The sequence below is a fragment of the Microbacterium jejuense genome, assembly GCF_039544225.1.
GTDB classification, from domain to species: domain Bacteria; phylum Actinomycetota; class Actinomycetes; order Actinomycetales; family Microbacteriaceae; genus Microbacterium; species Microbacterium jejuense.
Window position 1 is genome coordinate 145,964 of record NZ_BAABLG010000005.1, and the last position, 19,747, is coordinate 165,710.

Below are 19,747 nucleotides of genomic sequence, written 5' to 3' on the forward strand. Positions count from 1 at the left end.
TCAGAAGCCGGGGATGAGGCTCACGACGAGGTCGATGAGCTTGATGCCGATGAAGGGGGCGATCACGCCGCCCAGCCCGTACACGAGCAGGTTGCGGCTGAGGATCTGCGATGCGCTCGCCGGGCGGTACGTGACGCCCCGCAGCGACAGCGGGATGAGGGCGACGATGATGATCGCGTTGAAGATGATCGCGCTCGTGACCGCGGATGCCGGCGAGCTGAGCTGCATGACGTTCAGTGCTGCGAGGCCGGGGAACACGCCCATGAACATCGCGGGGATGATCGCGAAGTACTTGGCGATGTCGTTCGCGAGCGAGAACGTCGTGAGCGCGCCGCGCGTGATGAGCAGCTGCTTGCCGATGCGCACGATGTCGATGAGCTTCGTCGGGTCGCTGTCGAGGTCGACCATGTTGCCGGCCTCTTTCGCGGCCGATGTGCCGGTGTTCATCGCGACGCCGACGTCGGCCTGCGCGAGAGCCGGGGCGTCGTTCGTGCCGTCGCCGGTCATCGCGACCAGGTTGCCGCCCGCCTGCTCCTTCTTGATGAGCGCGAGCTTGTCCTCCGGCGTGGCCTCGGCGAGGTAGTCGTCGACGCCCGCCTCCTTGGCGATGGCGGCCGCGGTGAGCGGGTTGTCGCCGGTGATCATCACGGTGCGGATGCCCATCGCGCGCAGCTCGTCGAACCGTTCGCGCAGGCCGTCCTTGACGATGTCCTTGAGGTGCACGACGCCGAGGACCGCGCCGTCGCCGCCCTCATTCAGGGTCGCGACCACCAGGGGAGTGCCGCCGGACTGCGCGATGGCGTCGGTCTCGCTGGTGAGCAGCGCCCGCGTCGCGGTCGGGACGGGGGAACCGGATGCCGCCAGCCAGGCCAGCACCGCCGAACCGGCGCCCTTGCGCACCTGGCTGCCGTCGCCGAGGTCGACGCCGCTCATGCGGGTCTGCGCGGTGAAGGGGACGACGGCCGACCCTTCGGGAGCCTCGACGAGGATGCCGCGCACCGCGGCCAGTTCGACGACCGAGACGCCCTCGGGGGTGGGGTCGGCCAGCGACGACAGCGCCGCGGCCCGGGCGAGCTCGGGCTCGTCGACGCCGGGCAGCGCCACGAAGTCCGATGCCCGCCGGTTGCCGTAGGTGATGGTGCCGGTCTTGTCGAGGAGCAGCGTGGTGACGTCGCCCGCGGCCTCGACCGCGCGGCCCGACATCGCCAGCACGTTGCGCTGCACCAGCCGGTCCATGCCGGCGATGCCGATGGCCGACAGCAGCGCGCCGATCGTCGTCGGGATGAGGCACACCAGCAGCGCGACGAGCACGGGGATGCTCACCGGTGCGGCGGCGTACGACGCGATCGGGTTGAGGGTCAGCACCACCACGACGAACACGATCGACAGGCTCGCGAGCAGGATGCCGAGCGCGATCTCGTTCGGCGTCTTCTGGCGGCTCGCGCCCTCGACGAGCGCGATCATGCGGTCGACGAACGTCTCACCCGGCTTCGAGGTGATGCGCACGACGATGCGGTCCGACAGCACGCGCGTGCCTCCGGTGACGGCCGAACGGTCACCGCCGGACTCGCGCACGACGGGCGCGGACTCGCCGGTGATGGCCGATTCGTCCACGGTCGCGATGCCGTTCACGATGTCGCCGTCGCCGGGGATCAGCTCGCCCGCCGTCACCACGACGACGTCACCGAGCTTCAGATCGGCCGAGGCGACCTCGACGGTCTCGGCGCGCTGGGCGGCGGCATCCATCCGCTCGTCATAGGCGGTGATCCGGCGGGCCGTCGTCGACGTGCGGGTCTTGCGCAGCGTCGCCGCCTGCGCCTTGCCGCGGCCTTCGGCGACGGACTCGGCGAGGTTGGCGAACAGCACGGTCAGCCACAGCCAGATCGCGATGCCCCACGTGAAGCCGAACGGCACTGTCGTGCCGCCGGAGGCCTCGGGGCCGCCGAGGAAGGGCTCGGCGATCGCGATGACGGTCGTGAGGGCGGCGCCCACCCACACCAGGAACATCACGGGGTTGCGCCACAGGGCGGCGGGGTTGAGCTTGCGCACCGCACCGGGGAGCGCCGCCCACAGCTGCGCGGCGCTGAAGGCCCGCGACGACGGCTTGCGGGGCTTGACAGCGACCGAGCCTGAGACGGGCGCGCCAGCGGGGGTGAGAGTCGAGGTGGACATTTCAGACGAGACCTTCCGCCAGGGGACCCAGCGTGAGAACGGGGAAGTAGGTGAGTGCGGTGATGACGACCGCGACGACGGCCAGGAGGCCCACGAACTGCGGTCGGTGGGTGGGCAGAGTGCCGGCGTTCGACGGCACGGACTCCTGCGCGGCCAGCGAGCCGGCGAGGGCCAGGACGAGCACGATCGGGATGAACCGGCCGAGCAGCATCGCGACGCCGAGCGCGGTGTTCAGCCACGGGGTGTTCGCGGTGAGTCCCGCGAACGCCGAGCCGTTGTTGTTCGCCGCCGACGTGAACGCGTAGAGCACCTCGCTCAGGCCGTGCACGCCGGGGTTCCAGATCGAGGTGGACTCGATGTCGGAGCGGATCGGCGGGATGGCAAAGCTCAGCGCCGTGCCCGCGAGCACGAGCGTGGGCGTCACGAGGATGTACAGGCTCGCGAGCTTGATCTGCGTCGGGCCGATCTTCTTGCCCAGGTACTCGGGCGTGCGTCCGACGAGCAGGCCGCCGACGAAGACCGCGATGATCGCGAGCACGAGCATGCCGTACAGGCCCGAGCCCACGCCGCCCGGCGCGATCTCGCCGAGCATCATGTTGATCATCGGGATCATGCCGCCCAGAGCGGTGTACGAGTCGTGCATCGAGTTGACGGCACCCGTGCTCGTGAGGGTCGTGGCGCCCGCGAACAGCGTCGAGCCGAAGATGCCGAAGCGCGTCTCTTTGCCCTCCATGGCCGCTCCCGCCAGCTGCGGCGCCGTGCCGAGGCCGAGCGACTCCAGCCACGTGACCGCGGCGATCGACACGATCGCGATCGACCCCATGACGGCGAGGATCGCGTAGCCCTGACGGTCATCGCCGACCATGCGCCCGAAGGCCCGGGGCAGGGCGACAGGGATCGCGAGGATGAGCAGGATCTCCAGCACGTTCGCCCACGGCGTGGGGTTCTCGAACGGGTGCGCCGAGTTGGCGTTGAAGAAGCCGCCGCCGTTCGTGCCGAGGAGCTTGATCGCCTCCTGGCTTGCGACGGGTCCGCCCGGGATGCTCTGTGTGCCGCCGGCGAGCGTGTGCATGTCGACGAACCCGGCGAAGTTCTGCACGACGCCCGCGGTGACGAGGGCGATCGCAGCGAGGACGGCGAGCGGCAGCAGCAGCCGCGTCAGCGCGCGGGTGAGATCGACCCAGAAGTTGCCGATCGTCGGGGCGCCGCGGCGGGCGAAGCCGCGCACGAGCGCGACGGCGACGGCGATGCCGACGGCGGCCGACACGAAGTTCTGCACCGCCAGGCCGGCGAGCTGCACGGTGTAGCCCATCGTCGCCTCGGGCGAGTACGACTGCCAGTTCGTGTTGGCGACGAACGAGGCCGCAGTGTTGAACGCCAGGCCCTCGGGAACTGCGGGAAGACCCAGCGAGTACGGCAGCACGGCCTGGAACCGCTGCAGCGCGTACACGAACAGCACGCCCATGAGCGAGAACACGAGCACGCCGCGGGCGTACGCCTGCCAGGTCTGCTGCGAGCGGGGGTCGACGCCGACGAGCCGGTACAGGCCGCGCTCGACGCGCCAGTCCTTGTCGGAGGTGAACACGCGGGCGATCCCGTCGCCGAGCGGCCGGTAGATCAGCGCGAGCACCAGCAGCACGGTGAGGATCTGGAGGATGCCGGTTGTCAGTGTTGCGGCGTCCATCAGAACTTCTCCGGCTTCACGAGGGCGACCACGAGGTACACGGTGGCGGCGAGGGCGAGCACGGCGGCGAGGAGCGAGAAGACGATCATCAGAGCTTCTCTGCCCCCTTCGCGATCAGCCCGACGAGCGCGAACAGCGCGAGCGTCAGGGCGAGGTAGATGACATCGAGCACAAGGACTCCCGGTTGGCTGGAGCCCGCGGTTCAGCGGGCGCGGCTTCGATGCAACTCTGCGGCGGATGCCGCAGCCGCCGTCCTCACGGAATCCGTACGAGCCCTGCGGCCATGCTCACGGGACGCTGACGATCCGCCCGCGGTCGCTGAGCGAGCGCCGGCGAGTCGAAACGCGGTGACGCGTTCTCGGGAACCGGCCCCGCGCGTACTCCCACGAGGCGCTGAGTCCGACGGGCGGCTCGCGGCGTTTCGTCTCGCCGCGGTCGCTCAACGAGCGGGGGCGTTGGTCTTGCTCCGCTGGCTCGACGAGCGGGAGCCGAGCGTCAGGCGCGGGCGAGGGCGTCCTCGAACGCGACCCACGCGAGCATCGCGCACTTCACGCGCGCGGTGTACTTCGAGACCCCAGACAGCGCGGCGGCGTCGCCGAACACCTCCTCGTCCAGCGGCAGCTCGCCCCGCGAGCGCAGCGCCTCGCGGAAGCCTTCGATGAGAGTGGATGCCTCGGCCCGCGGCATCCGTCCCTCCTCCTCCAGCAGCGACACGAGCATCGACGCGGACGCCTGCGAGATCGAGCACCCGGCGCCGTCCCAGGTGACCTCGGCGACCTCGGAGCCGTCGTCGGTGACCCGCACGCGCAGCGTGATCTCGTCGCCGCAGATCGGGTTGCGCTGGTGCGACGTCGCGGTGTGCGCCGCCTCGTCGGCGAGGCCCTTGCCGTGCGGGCGCTTGGAGTGGTCGAGGATGAGCTCCTGGTAGAGCGATTCGAGGCCGGTCATGCGCTGACTCCGAAGAACGGGCGGACGCCCGACAGCGCGTCGAGGAACACGTCGACGTCGTCCGCGGTGTTGTAGACCGAGGTGGAGGCCCGCACCGTGGCGGTCAGGCCGAACCGGCGGTGCAGCGGCTGGGCGCAGTGGTGCCCGACCCGCACGGCCACGCCGCGGGCGTCGAGGAACTGCCCGACGTCGTGCGCGTGCACGCCGGCGACGTCGAACGCCCACAGCCCGACGCGCTCCGCGCCGGCCGCGTCACCGAGCAGCCGCACGCCATCGATCCGGCGCAGCCCTTCGCCCATGCGGGCTTCGAGCGCCTGCTCGTGCGCGTGGACCGCCGCCATGCCCAGGCCGTCGAGGTACCGGACGGCGGCGGCCAGCGCGATCGCCTGCGACACCGGCTGCGTGCCCGCTTCGAACCGCTGCGGCGGCGGCAGGTACTCGGCCGCGTCGAGCGTGACCGTGGTGATCATCGAGCCGCCGGTGAGGAACGGCGGCAGCGCCTCGAGCACCTCGGCGCGCCCGTAGAGGCCGCCGACGCCGTACGGACCGAGCATCTTGTGACCTGAGAAGACCGCGAGGTCGACGCCCAGCGCAGGGAGGTCGAGCGGCAGGTGGGGCGCGGACTGGCACGCGTCGAGCACGGTCACTGCTCCCACGGCCCGCGCGAAGGCGACGAGCTCTGCCACCGGGTTCACGATGCCCAGCACGTTCGACACGTGCGTGAAGGCCACCACGCGCGTGCGCTCGCCGATGAGAGCGGCAGCAGCCTCGAGGTCGAGCGCGCCGTCGTCGCGGACGGGGATGTGACGCAGCACGGCGCCGGTGCGGGCCGCGAGCTCCTGCCAGGGGATCAGGTTCGCGTGGTGCTCGGCCTCGGTCACGACGATCTCGTCGCCCGGACGCAGCGCGAAGCGCGCGCTCGCCGGGGCCCCACGGCCGAGGCTCGCGTTGCCGATCGCGTAGGCCGCGAGGTTGAGCCCGGCCGTCGCGCCGCTGGTCCAGACCAGCTGCTCGGCAGGAGCACCCGCGAACCGGGCGACCGTCGTGCGGGCGTCCTCGAACAGTTCGGTCGCCTCGGCCGCCAGGGTGTGCGCGCCGCGGTGCACGGCCGAGTTCGCCCGCGTGAGGAACGACACCTCGGCGTCGATGACGGCCTGCGGCTTCTGGCTCGTCGCGCCCGAATCGAGGTAGACCAGGCGTTGCCCGTTCACGCGCTCGCCGAGGATCGGGAAGTCGGCGCGGACCGCGTCGGCGTCGATCGCGGTGGCAGGGACGGGTGCAGAGCTCACCCCTTAAGGCTACGCGGGATGCCGCCGCCCCGGGCCGCCGGCATCCACCCCACCTCTTCGACGCGCAACGAGAACAGGGGGCGATGGGGTCAGGGCTGAGGCGAGGCGTCGGCCTTCTCGGTGGGCACGGGTGGACCGGCCGGCCGGATGGCTCGGCGGCCACGCCGTTCGACGGCCGGCACGGTGTGCTGGCCCGCGCGGCCGGCGCGCTCGTCGCCGGGCAGCACGCGCGAACGGCGGCCGTAGATGAGCTCCGACGAGTCGAGCAGCCACGGCACGAGCGTGATCGAGACGCCGTGCACCAGCATCAGCTGCTGCGCGATGCGCCGGGAGCGGCGGTTGTGCAGCAGGCCCTCCCACCAGTGGCCGACGATGTACTGCGGCAGGTAGACGGTGACCACCGACGAGCCGTGCTCCTCGCGGTATTTGCGCACCCACTCGGCGATCGGCCCGGCGTAGGTGCGGTAGGGCGACTCGATGATCTTGAGCGGGATGGGCATGCGGTGCTTGCGCCACTCGGCCTGGATCGCCTCGGTGTCGTCCTTCGAGACGGCGATGTGCACCGCGAAGGTCTTGTCGTGCTTGGCGGCCAGGGCGTAGTCGACGGCCTTGACGACCGGCTTCTGCAGCTTGTTGACGAGGATGATGGCGACATCGCCCGACGAGCCGAAGTGGGTCTGGTCGTCCATCTCGATCTCGTGCTCGACGTCGCGGTAGTACCGGTGCACGCCGACCATGAGGAACGACAGCACGGGGATCGCCAGGAACACCAGCCACGCGCCGTGCGTGAACTTCGTGATGGTCACGATGACGAGCACCGACGCGGTCATCGTAGCGCCGAGGGAGTTGATGAGGAGTCCCTTGCGCAGCCCGCGCAGCTCGGCGCGGATGCCGGGGGCGCTCCGCTGGTCGGCGGTCAGCCCTCTGATGCCGCGCATACCGCGCAGCCAGTGCCGGATCATGCCGATCTGCCCGAGTGTGAACGACACGAACACGCCGATGATGTACAGCTGGATCAGGTTCGTGAGGTTGGCCTGGTAGACGATCAGCACCCCGATGGCGATGAGGCCGAGGATGATCATGCCGTTCGAGTAGACCAGGCGGTCGCCGCGCGTGTTGAGCGCCTTGGGGGCGTAACCGTCGCGCGCGAGCACCGAGCCCAGCAGCGGGAACCCGTTGAACGCCGTGTTCGCCGCCAGCAGCAGCACGACTGCGGTCGCGGCCTGGATGACGAAGAACGGGATCGAGTTCATACCGAACACGGCCGACGACACCTGCGCCATGAGGCTGGGCTGCGGGTTCGAGCAGTCGAAGCCGATGAGGTCGCACGGGTTCTCGGCGTAGTGGACGCCCGAGACGAGCGCGATCGCGGTCAGACCCGTGAACAGCACGATCGCGATGCCGCCCATCATGGCGAGCGTCGTCTGCGCGTTCTCGACCTTCGGGCGGCGGAATGCCTGCACGCCGTTGGACACGGCCTCGACGCCGGTGAGCGCGGAACAGCCGCTCGAGAACGCGCGCAGCACCAGCAGGATCACGGCGGCCTGTGTGATGTCCTGCGTCTCGACGGCGTACTGGGCGCTCGAGGCGACGGGGGCGTTGCCGGTCGCGATCTCGAAGAGGCCGACGAGGATCATGACGCCGACGGAGCCGATGAACACATACGTGGGGATCGCGAAGGCGCGGGATGCCTCACGAACTCCTCGCAGGTTGATCACGACGATCAGGATGACGAAGCCGACGGCCAGCTCGACCCGCCACGGGTTCAGACCCGGCAGCGCAGAGATGATGTTGTCGACACCGGAGGCGACCGAGACCGCGACGGTGAGCACGTAGTCGACCAACAGCGCCGAGGCGACGATCACGCCGGGGATCTCGCCGAGGTTCTTGCGGGCCACCTCGTAGTCGCCGCCGCCCGACGGATACGCCTTGATGAGCTGGCGGTAGCTGATCACCACGACCACCAGCAGCACCACGACGGCCGCGGCGATCCAGGGTGCGAAGGCCAGGAACGCCAGGCCCCCGGTCATCAGGATGAGCAGCAGCTCCTGGGGTGCGTACGCCACCGACGACAGGGCGTCGGAGGCGAAGATCGGCAGCGCCATGCGCTTGGGGAGCAGGTGCTCGTCGGAGTCCGTGGAGGCGAGCGGATCCCCCAGGATGAGGCGCTTCGCGATCGGCGCCTCATCGACCGACTGCTCGCGGCTTTCGTTCGTCACGGCGGGCGATGTTACCCGCATGGAATCCGTGAGGACGCATCCGGACAGGCATCCTCACGGAATCCATGCGGCCCCCTCCTCTGGGAGACTCAAAGCGTGGGTGAACAGGTCATTCTGGGCGTGCTCGCCATCGTGGCGGGTCTCGTCGCGGCGGTGCTGCTGTTCGTGCCGTTCGTCGCCCTCAGCTACCGGCGCCGCGGCGGCTTCGGCGTCGGCCGCTTCGTGCTGTGGGGCGCCGCACTGGTGTACGTCATGGCGATCTGGACGTACACGCTGCTGCCACTTCCCGACCCCGACGCGATCCGCTGCGCCGGTGTGAACCTCGACGTGCTGGCGTTCGTGAGCGACGTGCGCGGGGCGATCGCGAGTCCCGGCCGCACGCTCACCGATCCGGCCGTGCTGCAGCTGCTGCTGAACGTCGTGCTGTTCGTGCCGCTCGGCTTCTTCGTGCGGGTACTGGGCGGCCGCGGCATCCCCACCGCCCTGCTCGTGGGCCTCGGCGTCTCGGCGTTCATCGAGACGACCCAGCTCACCGGCGTATGGGGCCTGTATCCGTGCGCGTACCGGGTGTTCGATGTCGACGATCTGCTCACCAACACCCTGGGTGCGCTGGTGGGATCCGTGCTCGCGCTCGCCGTTCCGCGGCGGCAGTGGGGCACCCCGAAGTTCGCCGACGCCGAGGAGCCACGGCCCATCACCCGCCGTCGCCGCTTCCTCGCGATGCTGTGCGACGTGCTCGCCGCCTGGGTGCTGGGCGCCGCGGTCGCGATCGGGTTCCAGTTGCTGCTTTACGTGCTCGGCGCCGATCGAGCCGTGCGCGAGGGCACGGCCGCGACGGTCGTGGCCGGTGCCGTGCCGATCGCGGTGTGGCTCGTCGTCACACTCGCCACGGGACGCACGATCGGCGACCACGCCGTGCAGCTGCGCTACACCGGCGGGCAGCTGCCGACCGGCCTGGCACGCCCTCTGCGCTTTCTCGGCGGCATCGGCGGCTATCTGCTGCTGAGCGCCCTGCCCGGCGCGTGGGGCGTCGTCACCGGCGCCTTCGCGCTCATCTCGGCGGTGCTCGTGCTCACCACCGACGATCGCCGCGGCCTTCCCGGCATCGTGTCGGGCCAGCGCCTGGTCGACGCTCGCGAGCCCGTCGAGCCCGTCGGAGGATGACGGGATGCCGGCGGCCTCGGTTGCCCTCAGCCGACGCGTTTCGTCTCGCTTCGCTCGCTCAACGACCGGGGCGAGTTCTGGTCGTTGAGCGGAGCGAGGTACGAGCGAAGACGAAACGCCTGTGCCGACGGTCGGCGCGGGCCGCCGGCATCCATTCGACTACGCCGCAGGCGTGCCCAGGAACTCGCGCGCGGCGATCACGAGCGCGTCGACGCCGCGGCCGAGCGTCGGCTGGATGACCGGCGCGAAGAACGGCGAGTGGTTCGTCGGGATGTCGTGCTCGACGGTGCCGGCCGCGAACGCCTTCGCGAACGCCTCGGCGTCGACGCCGCCCCAGAACCAGTAGACGAGCGGGACGCCGGCCTCGCGGGCGAACCACGAGACGTCCTCGCTGCCGGTGAACATGCCCGGGTCGATGACCGTGCCCGCGCCGAACGCGGTGTCGAACGCCTCGGTCAGGCGAGCGGTCGCGTCGACGTCGTTGATCGTCGGGGGCAGCGTGTGGTCGGTGACGATGACCGGCGGCTCCTCGGCGCCCGAGGCCTGCGCCTCGGCGTGGACGATGCGCTCGACCTTCTCGAGCACGCGGGCGCGCGCCTCGTCGTCGGGGTAGCGCAGGCTCAGCTCGAGCTTCGCCTCGGTGGGGATGATGTTGTTCTTGAGCCCGGCATGGATCGAGCCCACGGTGACCACGGCCACATCGCGCGGGTCGACCTCGCGCGACACGATCGTCTGCAGGCGCATGACCGTGGCGGCCGCCATCACGACGGGGTCGATCGTGGCCTGCGGGCGCGAGCCGTGGCCGCCGCGGCCGTGCAGGGTGACGGTGAGGCCGTCGGATGCCGCCATCTGGGTGCCGCTGCGCACCCCGATGGTGCCGGCGGGCAGGGGCGTCACGTGCTGGCCGAGCACGATGTCGGGCTTCGGGAACCGGTCGAGCACGCCGTCGGCGATCATCGCCTGCGCGCCCGAGCCGTACTCCTCGGCGGGCTGGAACACGGCGACCACCGTGCCCGACCACTCGTCCTTGGTGGCGACCAGGCGCTCCAGCGCACCCAGCATCGCGGTGACGTGCATGTCGTGGCCGCACGCGTGCATGACCGGCACGTCGTTGCCGGCAGGATCGGTGCCGCGCGCGGTGCTCGCGTATGCGAGGCCGGTCTGCTCGGGCACGGGCAGCGCATCCATGTCGGCACGCAGCCACACGACGGGACCGTCGCCGTTCTCGATCTTCGCCGCGATGCCGGTCTTGCCGATGCCCTCCTCGAACTCGATGCCGAGTCCGCTGAGGTGCTGCGCGATCACCCCCGCCGTACGCGTCTCTTGGAACGACAGCTCCGGATGCCGGTGCAGATCGATGTACAGCGCTTCGAGGTCGATCGTCATGACCCGAGCCTAGCCGCGGGTCCGCGGCCGCCGTCAGCCGGGCAGACGCGCCGTCGAGCCGCGCACGATGAGCTCGAACGGCAGCTCGCCGGGACGGTGGGTGGGCGCCTCGTCGTCGGCAGCCTCGAGTGCCGCGAGGATCGCCTCTGCGGCCCGCTCGCCCTGCCCCATCGGGAACTGGTCGACCGTCGTCAGCCGGAAGAACTCGCCCAGCTCGTGTCCGTCGATGCCGATCACCGAGAGGTCCTCGGGCACGCGGTAGCCGAGGTCCCGTGCCGCCAGCAGAGCGCCGATCGCCATCTCGTCGGATGCCGCGAAGATGGCCGTCGGCCGGCCGCCGGGCTTGCCCAGCAGCTGCTTGGCGGCCCGGAAGCCGCCCTCGATCGTGAAGTCGGCCGGCTCGAACAGCGACGGGCTGACCTCGATGCCGGCGTCGGCCAGTGCCTGCTCGAATCCCTGACGACGCTGCGTGGGGATGTGGAAATCGATGTCGAACTCGGGGCTCGCCCCGATGTGCGCGATCTCGCGGTGCCCGAGCGCCAGCAGGTGCTCGGTGGCCAGGCGCGCGACCGCCACATCGTCGACCGTGAGGGTCGTCAGGTGCGGGTTCGGGCCGCCGATCGCGATGACCGGCAGGTCGAGCTCGACGAGCCGCTCGGTCTCTTCCTCACCCAGCTCGAGCGAGATCGCGATCACGCCGTCGACCCGGCCGCGGCGCAGGAACGTGTCGAACACGTCGTGCCGCTCGGCCCGCTCGGCGGTCAGGCTGTACAGCGTGATGTCGTAGCCGCGCCGCATCAGCGCCGAGGCGATGCCGCTCAGCACCGTAGAGAAGAACCAGCGGTCGAGGAACGGCACCAGCACGCCGATGTTGCGCGTGCGGCCCGAGGCCAGGCTCGACGCGGACGCCGACACCACGTACCCGAGGCTCTTGGCGGCCTCCTCGACCTTCGCCTTGGCCCCCGCCGAGACGTGGCCGCGCCCGCTGAGCGCGCGCGACACGGTCGCCGTCGAGACGCCCGCCGCGCGGGCGACCTCGTCGATGCTGACCACGTCGTCACCTGGCTTTCGAGAGAAGGAGAAGGGATGCCGGCGGCCCCCGCCGTGCGTCAGTGCTGGTCGGCCACCCAGACCGCCGTGTCGGCCGGGATCACGTCGGTGACGGGACCGCTCGCCGCGATCACGATACCGCTCGGGAGCGGGACAGGCCGGGAACCGGTGTTCGCCACGACGGTGACATTCCCGTTGCGGAATGCGACGGCATCCGCTCCGTAGCCCTCGAGCCACTCGAGCGAGCCGGCGCCGAGGCTCCGCGCGCGACGCTCGGCGAGCAGCGTGCGGTAGAGCTCGAGCGTCGAGTCGGCGACGCCTCGCTGGGCGTCGCGGGCGAGCTCGGCCCACTCGGCGGGCTGCGGCAGCCAGGAGGCGCCGCTGTCGTTGAAGCCGCAGGCCGGGCCGGCCGCGGTCCAGGGGAGCGGCACGCGGCAGCCGTCACGGCCGTAACGCTCGCCGTTCGTGCGGAACCAGGTCGGGTCCTGACGCGCCTCACCGGGGATGTCGATGACCTCGGGCAGGCCGAGCTCCTCGCCCTGGTACAGGTATGCCGAGCCGGGGAGCGCGAGCATGAGCGTCGTTGCCGCGCGGGCGCGGGCCAGGCCCACCTCGGTGATCGGCTGACCGGGGGAGTCCGGGCCGATGCCGTGGCCCTGCGGGTTCTCGGCCGTCAGGGCCAGACGCGATGCGTGACGCACGACGTCGTGGTTCGACAGCACCCAGGTCGACGGCGCGCCGACGGCGGGGAAGGCGCGCAGCGACAGGTCGATGACGTCGCGCAGGTCGGCGGCATCCCATTCGGTCTGCAGGTAGGGGAAGTTGAACGCCTGGTGCATCTCGTCGGGGCGCACCCATTCGGCGGTGCGCTCCGCCGTCGGCAGCCAGGCCTCGGCGGCGAGGGCACGGTCGCCCGGGTACTCCTGAAGGATCTTGCGCCAGTCGCGGTACACCTCGTGCACGGCGTCCTGGCCCCAGTAGGGCACGTTCTCCTCTTCGCCGCCCATCGAGCCGGCTTCGGGGTCCGGGATGTAGTCCGGCAGGCCCTCGGCCTTCATGAGGCCGTGGGCGACGTCGACGCGGAAGCCGTCGACCCCGCGGTCGAGCCAGAAGCGCAGCACGCGGCGGAACTCCTCGCGCACCACCTCGTTGGACCAGTCGAAGTCGGGCTGCGACGAGTCGAACAGGTGCAGATACCACTGGCCCGGCGCGCCGTCGGCCTCGACCACGCGCGTCCAGGCGGGGCCGCCGAACACCGACTCCCAGTTGTTGGGGGGCAGCTCGCCGTCCTCGCCCTGGCCGTCGCGGAACATGTAGCGGGCGCGCTCGGCGCTGCCGGGGGCGGCGGCGAGGGCCTCCTGGAACCACACGTGCTGGTCGGACGAGTGGTTCGGCACCAGGTCGACGATGACGCGGATGCCGCGAGCGTGCGCCGCGGCGAGCATGTCGTCGAAGTCGCCCAGCGTGCCGAACAGCGGGTCGACGTCGCAGTAGTCGCTGACGTCGTAGCCCGCGTCCTTCTGGGGCGAACGCTGGAAGGGGCTCAGCCAGATGGCGTCGATGCCGAGGCTCTGCAGGTCGTCGAGGTGCGACGTGATGCCGGGGAGGTCGCCGATGCCGTCGCCCGACGCGTCGGCGAACGAGCGCGGGTAGATCTGGTAGATGACGGCGGTGCGCCACCACTCGGAACCGGCCGGCGTGGGCTCTGCGGGCGGGAACGGCGCAGCGGTGCGCTCGGCGGTCTCTGCGGAAGTCATCCGGCCAGTGTACTGCAAGCGCTTACATCACTCGTCTTCCGCGTTCAGGCCGCGGGCGTAGGGTGAAGCGCGTGTCCGAAGCCCTCACTCGCGCCGAATCGCTCATCCGCACGATCCCCGACTATCCCGAGCCGGGAGTGCTGTTCCGCGACATCACGCCGCTGCTGGCCGACGCGTCCGCGCTGCGCACCGTCATCCACGCCATGATCGCGCCGTTCGAGGGCTCGTTCGACGTCGTCGCCGGCGTCGAGGCCCGCGGATTCCTGCTCGCCGGGGCCGTCGCCATGGAGGCCGGCGTCGGTCTGGTGCCGATCCGCAAGGCGGGCAAGCTGCCGCTGCCGGCGGCATCGGTCACCTACGCCCTCGAGTACGGCACCGCCACCATCGAGGCCCACGACGACATCACCCCCGGCACGCGTGTGCTGCTCGTCGACGACGTGCTGGCCACCGGCGGCACACTGGTCGCCGCGCACGAGCTCGTCGGCACGCTCGGCGGCGTCGTCGTCGGCACCGCAGTGCTCATGGAACTCACCGCGCTCGGCGGCCGCAAGGTCGTGGGCGACGTGCACACCGTCTTCACCGCCTGACGACCTCACTGTCCGCCCGGTCGCCCTCATTCCGGCCGGCGCGGCGCGGGCGTGATCGGCGTCGCGCCGGTGATCGGCTCGAAGTGCGGGATCGGCGCGGGACGCCCTCCTCGTGGGACGTGCGGCTCTTCGGGCTGCGGCCGGGTCGCCTCCCCCTCGAATGCGATGGCAGGATCGCTCCGCCCGACGTCGACGGCGAACCGCCGGCCGGTGATGGCGCTGATGGTGATCTTCACCGCGAACAGCTTCACGGTCGGACTCCACGAGACGAGTCGGTTGAGCCCGCTCGCGCGGATCTCGTCGTCCCGGATCACGCGCTCGGCCCGTCCGCGGATCACCACGCTCCAGTAGCAGCCGTCCGCCTCGCCATCGACTTCGAACGCGACGGCCGGATGGTGCGCGATGTGGAGCAGCTTCGGGTCGCGCGCGGTGCGGATGAACAACGAGCCCTCGTGGGCCAGGTGATTCACCGGAAAGATGTCGGGCGAGCCGTCGGCGTTGATCACCGCGAGCCTGCCGAGCGTCGTCGTCTGCACGTACTCCCAGCTGGTGGAGGCGGGGAGTCGCTCGATGGTCGGTTTCCGGTCCGCAGGGGAGGTGTTCATCGCGATCGCTGTCCTTGCCTCCGGTCTACTCCACCGCGAGGCAGAACGAAAGGGCGCGGGATGCTGCGCCCCCTCCTCGACGGGGGAGGTCCACAGCGCATGGCCCCTCGGGCAGGGGCTCGGGCCCGCCCCGACACGGATCCCGGCTCAGACGAGCAGTGTGACGATCAGGATCCCGGCGCCGATGAAGGGGGCCCAGCCGCGGACGTGGTTGCCGATCGTCCACTGCCGCGCGGTCGTCCGCCAGGTGCGCAGATCAGCCGCATCGGCGGGCGAGAGCCGGTCGACCGCGTTGTTGCGGGGGATGTGGAACGCGCCGGTGATCACGAAGTGGGCGATGATCAGCACGTCGCCGACGAGTCGCCAGGCCGAGACCGCCCCCTGCCACGCGATCAGCTCCGCGATCGCCGACGCGAGAGCGACGAGTGCGGACCCGAGGAACAGCAGCAGGAACACCGGCCGGATGGACCGGTTGATCTGCTGCATCACCCGCAGCGAAGCGTCGTCGGGCGACCGCGAGAGGCCCGGCATCACCAGCAGCGAGAAGCCGAAGTACACGCCGGCCATCGCCGCGCCGAGCAGCGCGGCGGCCGCCGCGAGGGTGTCCTGCACGTCCATGCGCGCTCCTTGAGGATCAGCCGCCCAGCACCACGTTGAGCGGGGGTTCGCCGGCGACGAGTCGTTCGATCTGCGCGCGCACCAGCTGCGCCACGCGCGGACGCATCGCGCTGGAGGCGCCGCCGACGTGAGGGGTGATCAGCACGCCCGGCAGCGTCCACAGCTCGTGGCCCTCGGGCAGCGGCTCGGGCGAGGTCACGTCGAGGGCGGCGCGGATGCGGCCACGGCGCACGTGGTCCACGAGCGCATCGGTGTCGATGAGCGAGCCGCGGCCGACGTTGATCACGAGCGCGCCGTCGGGCAGGGCCGCCAGGAACTCGTCGTCCACGATGTTCTGCGTCGCCGTGCCGCCCGGGAGGGTGACGATCACGAGCTCGGCGCGGGGGAGCAGTTCGGGCAGCTCGTCGACGCCGTGGACGGCGACACCGTCCTCGTCGCGGGCGCGCGAGGCGACCGGGGTGAGCTCGACCTCGAACGGCGCGAGGCGCGCGGCGACAGCCTTGCCCACACCGCCGTAGCCCAGCAGCAGCACGCGGCGGTCGGCGAGGCTCTGCGCGAACACGGGCGCCCATCGGCCGGCGGCGGTGTCGACCGCGAACTCGCCGATGTGGCGCTGCGCCGCGATCGCGAGGCCGACCGCGAGCTCGGCGGTCGAGGTCTCGTGCACCGAGGCGGCGTTCGCGAAGGTGAGGCCGGCGGGGAGGATGTCGGCCACGCCGTCGTACCCGATCGACTGGCCCTGCACGAGTCCCACCTGGACGCCCTCGAGACGCTCGAGCACGCGCGCCATCGACATGTACGGCGGCACGACCATGTCGAACCGGTCGCGGGGGGCCGCGGCATCCATCGGCCAGACCACGAGCTCGACGCCATCGGGCAATGCCCCCAGATCTGCGGCGAGCTCTTCGGTGGGGACGCTGACGACGAGATTCGGGATGCCTGTGCTCACCCGCTCCACGCTACCGGCGAGGCGCCCGGTCGGCGTCTTCGCGTGACGCTACGCTCGCGTCGAGCGGGGCGCGCGGCCCGGACAGCCCCGAGGAGGAGGCTCTCATGGTTCCCGAGATCAACTACTGGGCGGTGCTGCTGGCCACCGCGTCGAGCATGGTCGTCGGCTCGATCTGGTACACGCCGAAGGTGTTCGGCACCCGCTGGGCCAAGCTCGCGAACGTCGACATGGACCGCCCCGGCGCCAGCGCCGTGCTGCCGATCGTCACGACGGTGATCGTGAGCTTCGTGACCGCATGGGTGCTCGCAGGCGCCTCATCGATCGCGTGGCACTTCTACGACGGCAGCTACCTGCTCGGTGCGATCGGCACCGGCATCGTGCTGTGGGCGGGGTTCACCGCCGCACGGTTCATCACGCACGACGCGTTCGAGGGGCGGCCGTCGTCGCTCACCGTGCTCAACATCGCGCACGAGCTCGTGACGATCGTCGTGATGGCGCTCATCATCGGCGTCTGGCCGCCCGCAGGCACCGTGTGAGGGTGAGCGGTCCCTGAGCTCGTCGAAGGGCGCGCTGAGGCAGGCTCAGCGACCGCGCGGGTCGGGGATGCCGCGGCTCAGGCCGCCTGGGCGACCACGGCCGCGATGGCCGAGGTGAAGAAGCCGAGGCCGTCGACGCCGGAGCGCATCGCGGCCGACGTGTTCGGGCCGAAGCCGGGCTCGACGGCATGCTCGGGGTGCGGCATGAGGCCCACGACGTTGCCACGCTCGTTCGCGATGCCGGCGATGTCGCGCAGTGACCCGTTCGGGTTGACGCCGACGTAGCGGAACGCGACGAGCCCTTCGCCCTCGAGGCGGTCGAGCTCGGACTCCGAGGCGATGTAGCCGCCGTCGGCGTTCTTGAGCGGGATCACGATCTCTTGCCCGGCCGACAGGTCGCTCGTCCACGCCGTGTCGGCGTTCTCGACGCGCAGGCGCTGGTCGCGGCGGATGAACTGCTGGTGCGCGTTGCGGATCAGGCCGCCGGGCAGCAGGTGCGCCTCGACGAGCATCTGGAAGCCGTTGCAGATCCCGAGGATCGGCATGCCCTTGGCCGCGGCATCCTTCACCTCCGCCATGATCGGCGCGAGGGCCGCGATCGCACCCGCACGCAGGTAGTCGCCGTAGCTGAAGCCACCGGGCAGCACGAGGGCGTCCACGCCGTCGAGGTCGTGCGAGCCGTGCCACAGCGCGACGGGCTCGGCACCGGCGATGCGGATGGCGCGCTGCGCGTCGCGGTCGTCGAGCGACCCGGGGAAGGTGATGACGCCGATGCGGGCGGTCATTCCACGACCTCGATGCCCACGACGTCCTCGATGACCGAGTTCGACAGGATCTCATCGGCGACGCGCTTCGCCTCGGCGAGCAGTTCGTCGGTGACCTCGCCCTCGACGGTCAGCTCGAAGCGCTTGCCGATGCGGACTGCCGAGAAGTCCGAGACGCCGAGCCGTGCGAACGCTCCGGCGACGGCCTTTCCCTGCGGGTCCAGCAGCTCGGCCTTGGGCATGACGTCGACGACGATGGTGGGCATACGGATCCTCCTGGCGGCCGCAGGCCGCTGCTCTCGGTCGTTGAGCGACGAGCGCAGCGAGAAGTCGGAACGCCGGATGTCGCGGGCAGGGGTCGCCTCCAGTCTACGGGGCCGGGCATCCTGCCGCTCCTCGGCGTCCACAGGCACTCGTGACACAACCGTGACCGTTTCGTGGGAGCGCTCCCTTGACTTTCGTGGGAGCGATCCCATAACGTTGCCTCTCGGTTGGTGGGAACGCTCCCACGGCCAGCCGGCACGGCACCCGCCCGAGTCGGTCCTGCAACACAGACAACCCCTGAAAACACAAAGGAGTGACAGTGAACGCACGCGCCTTCCGCAGAAGCGCCGTGGCACTCGCCGCATTCTCGGCTTCGGCCATCGTCCTCGCCGGCTGCGCCAGCGGCAGCGGTGACGACGCCGGCAGCTCGGACGAGCAGATCACGCTGACCGTCGCGACCTTCAACGACTTCGGCTACACCAAGGACCTCCTCGCGGAGTACACCAAGGAGCACCCGAACGTGAAGGTCGTCCAGAACAAGGCGGCCACCTCGAACGACGCTCGCGCCAACTACTTCCAGAAGCTCGGCAAGAAGGGTCTCGCCGACGTCGAGGCCATCGAGGTCGACTGGCTCCCCGAGGTCATGAAGTACTCCGACCTGCTCGCGCCGGTTCCGGACGACCTGAAGGACCGCTGGCTGGACTGGAAGACCGAGTCGGCCACCGACGCCGATGGCAACCTCATCGGCTACGGCACCGACATCGGCCCCGAGGCCGTCTGCTACCGCCAGGACCTCTTCGAGGCTGCGGGCCTGCCCACCGACCCGGCAGACGTCGCCGCGGCGATCGACGGCGACTGGTCGAAGTACTTCGCGCTGGGCGACCAGTACACCGCCGCCACGGGCCAGGCGTTCTTCGACTCGGCCGGCAGCACCTACCAGGGCATGATCAACCAGGTCGAGGCCGCGTACGAGGACCCCGACTCGGGCGACATCATCGCGACCGACAACCAGGACGTCAAGGACATCTACGACCAGGTCCTCGCCGCGAGCGCGACGCAGTCGGCTCACCTCGGCCAGTGGTCGGACGACTGGTACGCGGGCATGTCGAACGGCGCCTTCGCGACGCTGCTGTGCCCGGGCTGGATGCTCGGCCAGATCACCGGCAACGCTCCCGACACGACCGGATGGAACATCGCCAACGTGTTCCCGAACGGCGGCGGCAACTGGGGCGGCTCGTTCCTGACCGTTCCCGCCAACGGCGCCCACGTCAAGGAGGCGCAGGAGCTCGCTGACTGGCTGACCGCTCCCGAGCAGCAGATCAAGGCGTTCGAGAACGCCGGCACGTTCCCGAGCCAGGTCGAGGCACTCGAGTCCGACACGCTGCTGAGCTCGACGAACGAGTACTTCAACAACGCGCCGGTCGGCCAGATCTTCACGGATCGCGCCAACGCCGTGACGGTCTCGCCGTTCAAGGGTCAGTACTACTTCCAGATCAACGACGCGATGCAGAAGGCGCTGACCCGCGTCGAGGACGGCACGCAGGACGCCAAGACCTCGTGGGACCAGTGGGTCTCCGAAGTCGGCGCGATCGGCTGACGATCCCGGATCCCGGGGGCCGTTGCCGCAGCGGCGGCCCCCGGCACACCGTCTGATACCCGGACGGGGCGGGTTCTGATTGCGACCCGCCTCGTCCGCACCATGTCACGCGCCGTCCACCGGCGCCCACCCGTCCGCTCCGGACCCGAACCGAGGAG

At 70.6% G+C, this 19,747-nt stretch carries 18 protein-coding genes; 4 read left to right on the plus strand and 14 right to left on the minus strand.

Translation table 11 applies throughout. From position 1 onward, the window contains the following. The 6 genes from kdpB to ABEA46_RS10390 form a co-directional block, all read right to left on the minus strand. Positions 1–2,172 carry a potassium-transporting ATPase subunit KdpB gene (gene kdpB, locus ABEA46_RS10365; protein ID WP_345544470.1) on the minus strand — a complete coding sequence of 724 codons (2,172 nt, stop codon included), beginning with the start codon at positions 2,170–2,172 and terminating at the stop codon, positions 1–3. Between the two features lies 1 nt (position 2,173). Continuing rightward, complete coding sequence (gene kdpA, locus ABEA46_RS10370) at positions 2,174–3,856, minus strand: potassium-transporting ATPase subunit KdpA (RefSeq protein ID WP_345544471.1); 1,683 nt, start codon at positions 3,854–3,856, stop codon at positions 2,174–2,176. Then, positions 3,856–3,945 carry a potassium-transporting ATPase subunit F gene (locus tag ABEA46_RS10375; protein ID WP_345544472.1) on the minus strand — a complete coding sequence of 30 codons (90 nt, stop codon included), beginning with the start codon at positions 3,943–3,945 and terminating at the stop codon, positions 3,856–3,858. Before ABEA46_RS10375 ends, kdpA begins: the two co-directional genes overlap by 1 nt. A 406-nt stretch (positions 3,946–4,351) precedes the next feature. Then, a complete protein-coding gene (gene sufU, locus ABEA46_RS10380; protein ID WP_345544473.1) occupies positions 4,352–4,804 on the minus strand; it encodes a Fe-S cluster assembly sulfur transfer protein SufU in 453 nt (150 codons plus the stop codon). Beyond that, positions 4,801–6,093 (minus strand): SufS family cysteine desulfurase, encoded by a 1,293-nt coding sequence (locus tag ABEA46_RS10385; RefSeq protein ID WP_345544474.1) that lies wholly within the window; start codon positions 6,091–6,093, stop codon positions 4,801–4,803. Before ABEA46_RS10385 ends, sufU begins: the two co-directional genes overlap by 4 nt. A gap of 89 nt (positions 6,094–6,182) precedes the next feature. Further along, complete coding sequence (locus ABEA46_RS10390) at positions 6,183–8,333, minus strand: APC family permease (protein ID WP_345544475.1); 2,151 nt, start codon at positions 8,331–8,333, stop codon at positions 6,183–6,185. A gap of 75 nt (positions 8,334–8,408) precedes the next feature. Between ABEA46_RS10390 and ABEA46_RS10395 the strand changes: the two genes are divergently transcribed. After that, the gene (locus ABEA46_RS10395; RefSeq protein WP_345544476.1) at positions 8,409–9,476 is read left to right on the plus strand and encodes a VanZ family protein; all 1,068 of its coding nucleotides are present in this window, start codon (positions 8,409–8,411) and stop codon (positions 9,474–9,476) included. 159 nt (positions 9,477–9,635) lie between these two features. On the opposite strand, the gene ABEA46_RS10400 is transcribed toward ABEA46_RS10395, so the two are convergent. Genes ABEA46_RS10400 through ABEA46_RS10410 form a run of 3 tightly spaced genes read right to left on the minus strand, consistent with a single transcriptional unit; the run spans position 9,636 to position 13,669 of the window. Further along, positions 9,636–10,862 (minus strand): amidohydrolase, encoded by a 1,227-nt coding sequence (locus tag ABEA46_RS10400; protein WP_345544477.1) that lies wholly within the window; start codon positions 10,860–10,862, stop codon positions 9,636–9,638. Positions 10,863–10,895: 33 nt separating this feature from the next. Beyond that, entirely contained in the window at positions 10,896–11,915 is a 1,020-nt protein-coding gene (locus ABEA46_RS10405) for a LacI family DNA-binding transcriptional regulator (protein WP_345544478.1), read from the minus strand. A 56-nt stretch (positions 11,916–11,971) separates the two neighbouring features. Next, positions 11,972–13,669: a glycoside hydrolase family 13 protein gene (locus ABEA46_RS10410; RefSeq protein WP_345544479.1), complete on the minus strand. Its 1,698-nt coding sequence runs from the start codon at positions 13,667–13,669 to the stop codon at positions 11,972–11,974. A gap of 71 nt (positions 13,670–13,740) precedes the next feature. Between ABEA46_RS10410 and ABEA46_RS10415 the strand changes: the two genes are divergently transcribed. After that, positions 13,741–14,256, plus strand: coding sequence for an adenine phosphoribosyltransferase (locus ABEA46_RS10415; RefSeq protein WP_345544480.1), 516 nt, complete (start codon positions 13,741–13,743; stop codon positions 14,254–14,256). 26 nt (positions 14,257–14,282) lie between these two features. On the opposite strand, the gene ABEA46_RS10420 is transcribed toward ABEA46_RS10415, so the two are convergent. From ABEA46_RS10420 to ABEA46_RS10430, 3 genes are all read right to left on the minus strand, one after another. Then, the gene (locus tag ABEA46_RS10420; protein WP_345544481.1) at positions 14,283–14,861 is read right to left on the minus strand and encodes a pyridoxamine 5'-phosphate oxidase family protein; all 579 of its coding nucleotides are present in this window, start codon (positions 14,859–14,861) and stop codon (positions 14,283–14,285) included. Between the two features lie 147 nt (positions 14,862–15,008). Continuing rightward, positions 15,009–15,479, minus strand: a complete 471-nt coding sequence (locus tag ABEA46_RS10425; protein WP_345544482.1) for an anthrone oxygenase family protein — start codon at positions 15,477–15,479, stop codon at positions 15,009–15,011. A gap of 16 nt (positions 15,480–15,495) precedes the next feature. Further along, on the minus strand, positions 15,496–16,428 hold the full coding sequence (locus tag ABEA46_RS10430; RefSeq protein ID WP_345544483.1) for a 2-hydroxyacid dehydrogenase: 933 nt from the start codon (positions 16,426–16,428) through the stop codon (positions 15,496–15,498). Between the two features lie 104 nt (positions 16,429–16,532). On the opposite strand from ABEA46_RS10430, the gene ABEA46_RS10435 reads away from it, so the two are divergent. Beyond that, entirely contained in the window at positions 16,533–16,964 is a 432-nt protein-coding gene (locus tag ABEA46_RS10435) for a DUF1761 domain-containing protein (protein WP_345544484.1), read from the plus strand. A 77-nt stretch (positions 16,965–17,041) separates the two neighbouring features. On the opposite strand, the gene purQ is transcribed toward ABEA46_RS10435, so the two are convergent. Both purQ and purS read right to left on the minus strand, forming a co-directional pair. Beyond that, the gene (purQ, locus tag ABEA46_RS10440; protein ID WP_345544485.1) at positions 17,042–17,749 is read right to left on the minus strand and encodes a phosphoribosylformylglycinamidine synthase subunit PurQ; all 708 of its coding nucleotides are present in this window, start codon (positions 17,747–17,749) and stop codon (positions 17,042–17,044) included. Next, positions 17,746–17,994: a phosphoribosylformylglycinamidine synthase subunit PurS gene (purS, locus tag ABEA46_RS10445; protein WP_345544486.1), complete on the minus strand. Its 249-nt coding sequence runs from the start codon at positions 17,992–17,994 to the stop codon at positions 17,746–17,748. The genes purQ and purS overlap by 4 nt, the downstream gene beginning before the upstream one ends. Before the next feature lie 317 nt (positions 17,995–18,311). Between purS and ABEA46_RS10450 the strand changes: the two genes are divergently transcribed. Further along, the gene (locus tag ABEA46_RS10450) at positions 18,312–19,589 is read left to right on the plus strand and encodes an ABC transporter substrate-binding protein (protein WP_345544487.1); all 1,278 of its coding nucleotides are present in this window, start codon (positions 18,312–18,314) and stop codon (positions 19,587–19,589) included. Positions 19,590–19,747: the final 158 nt, after the last annotated feature.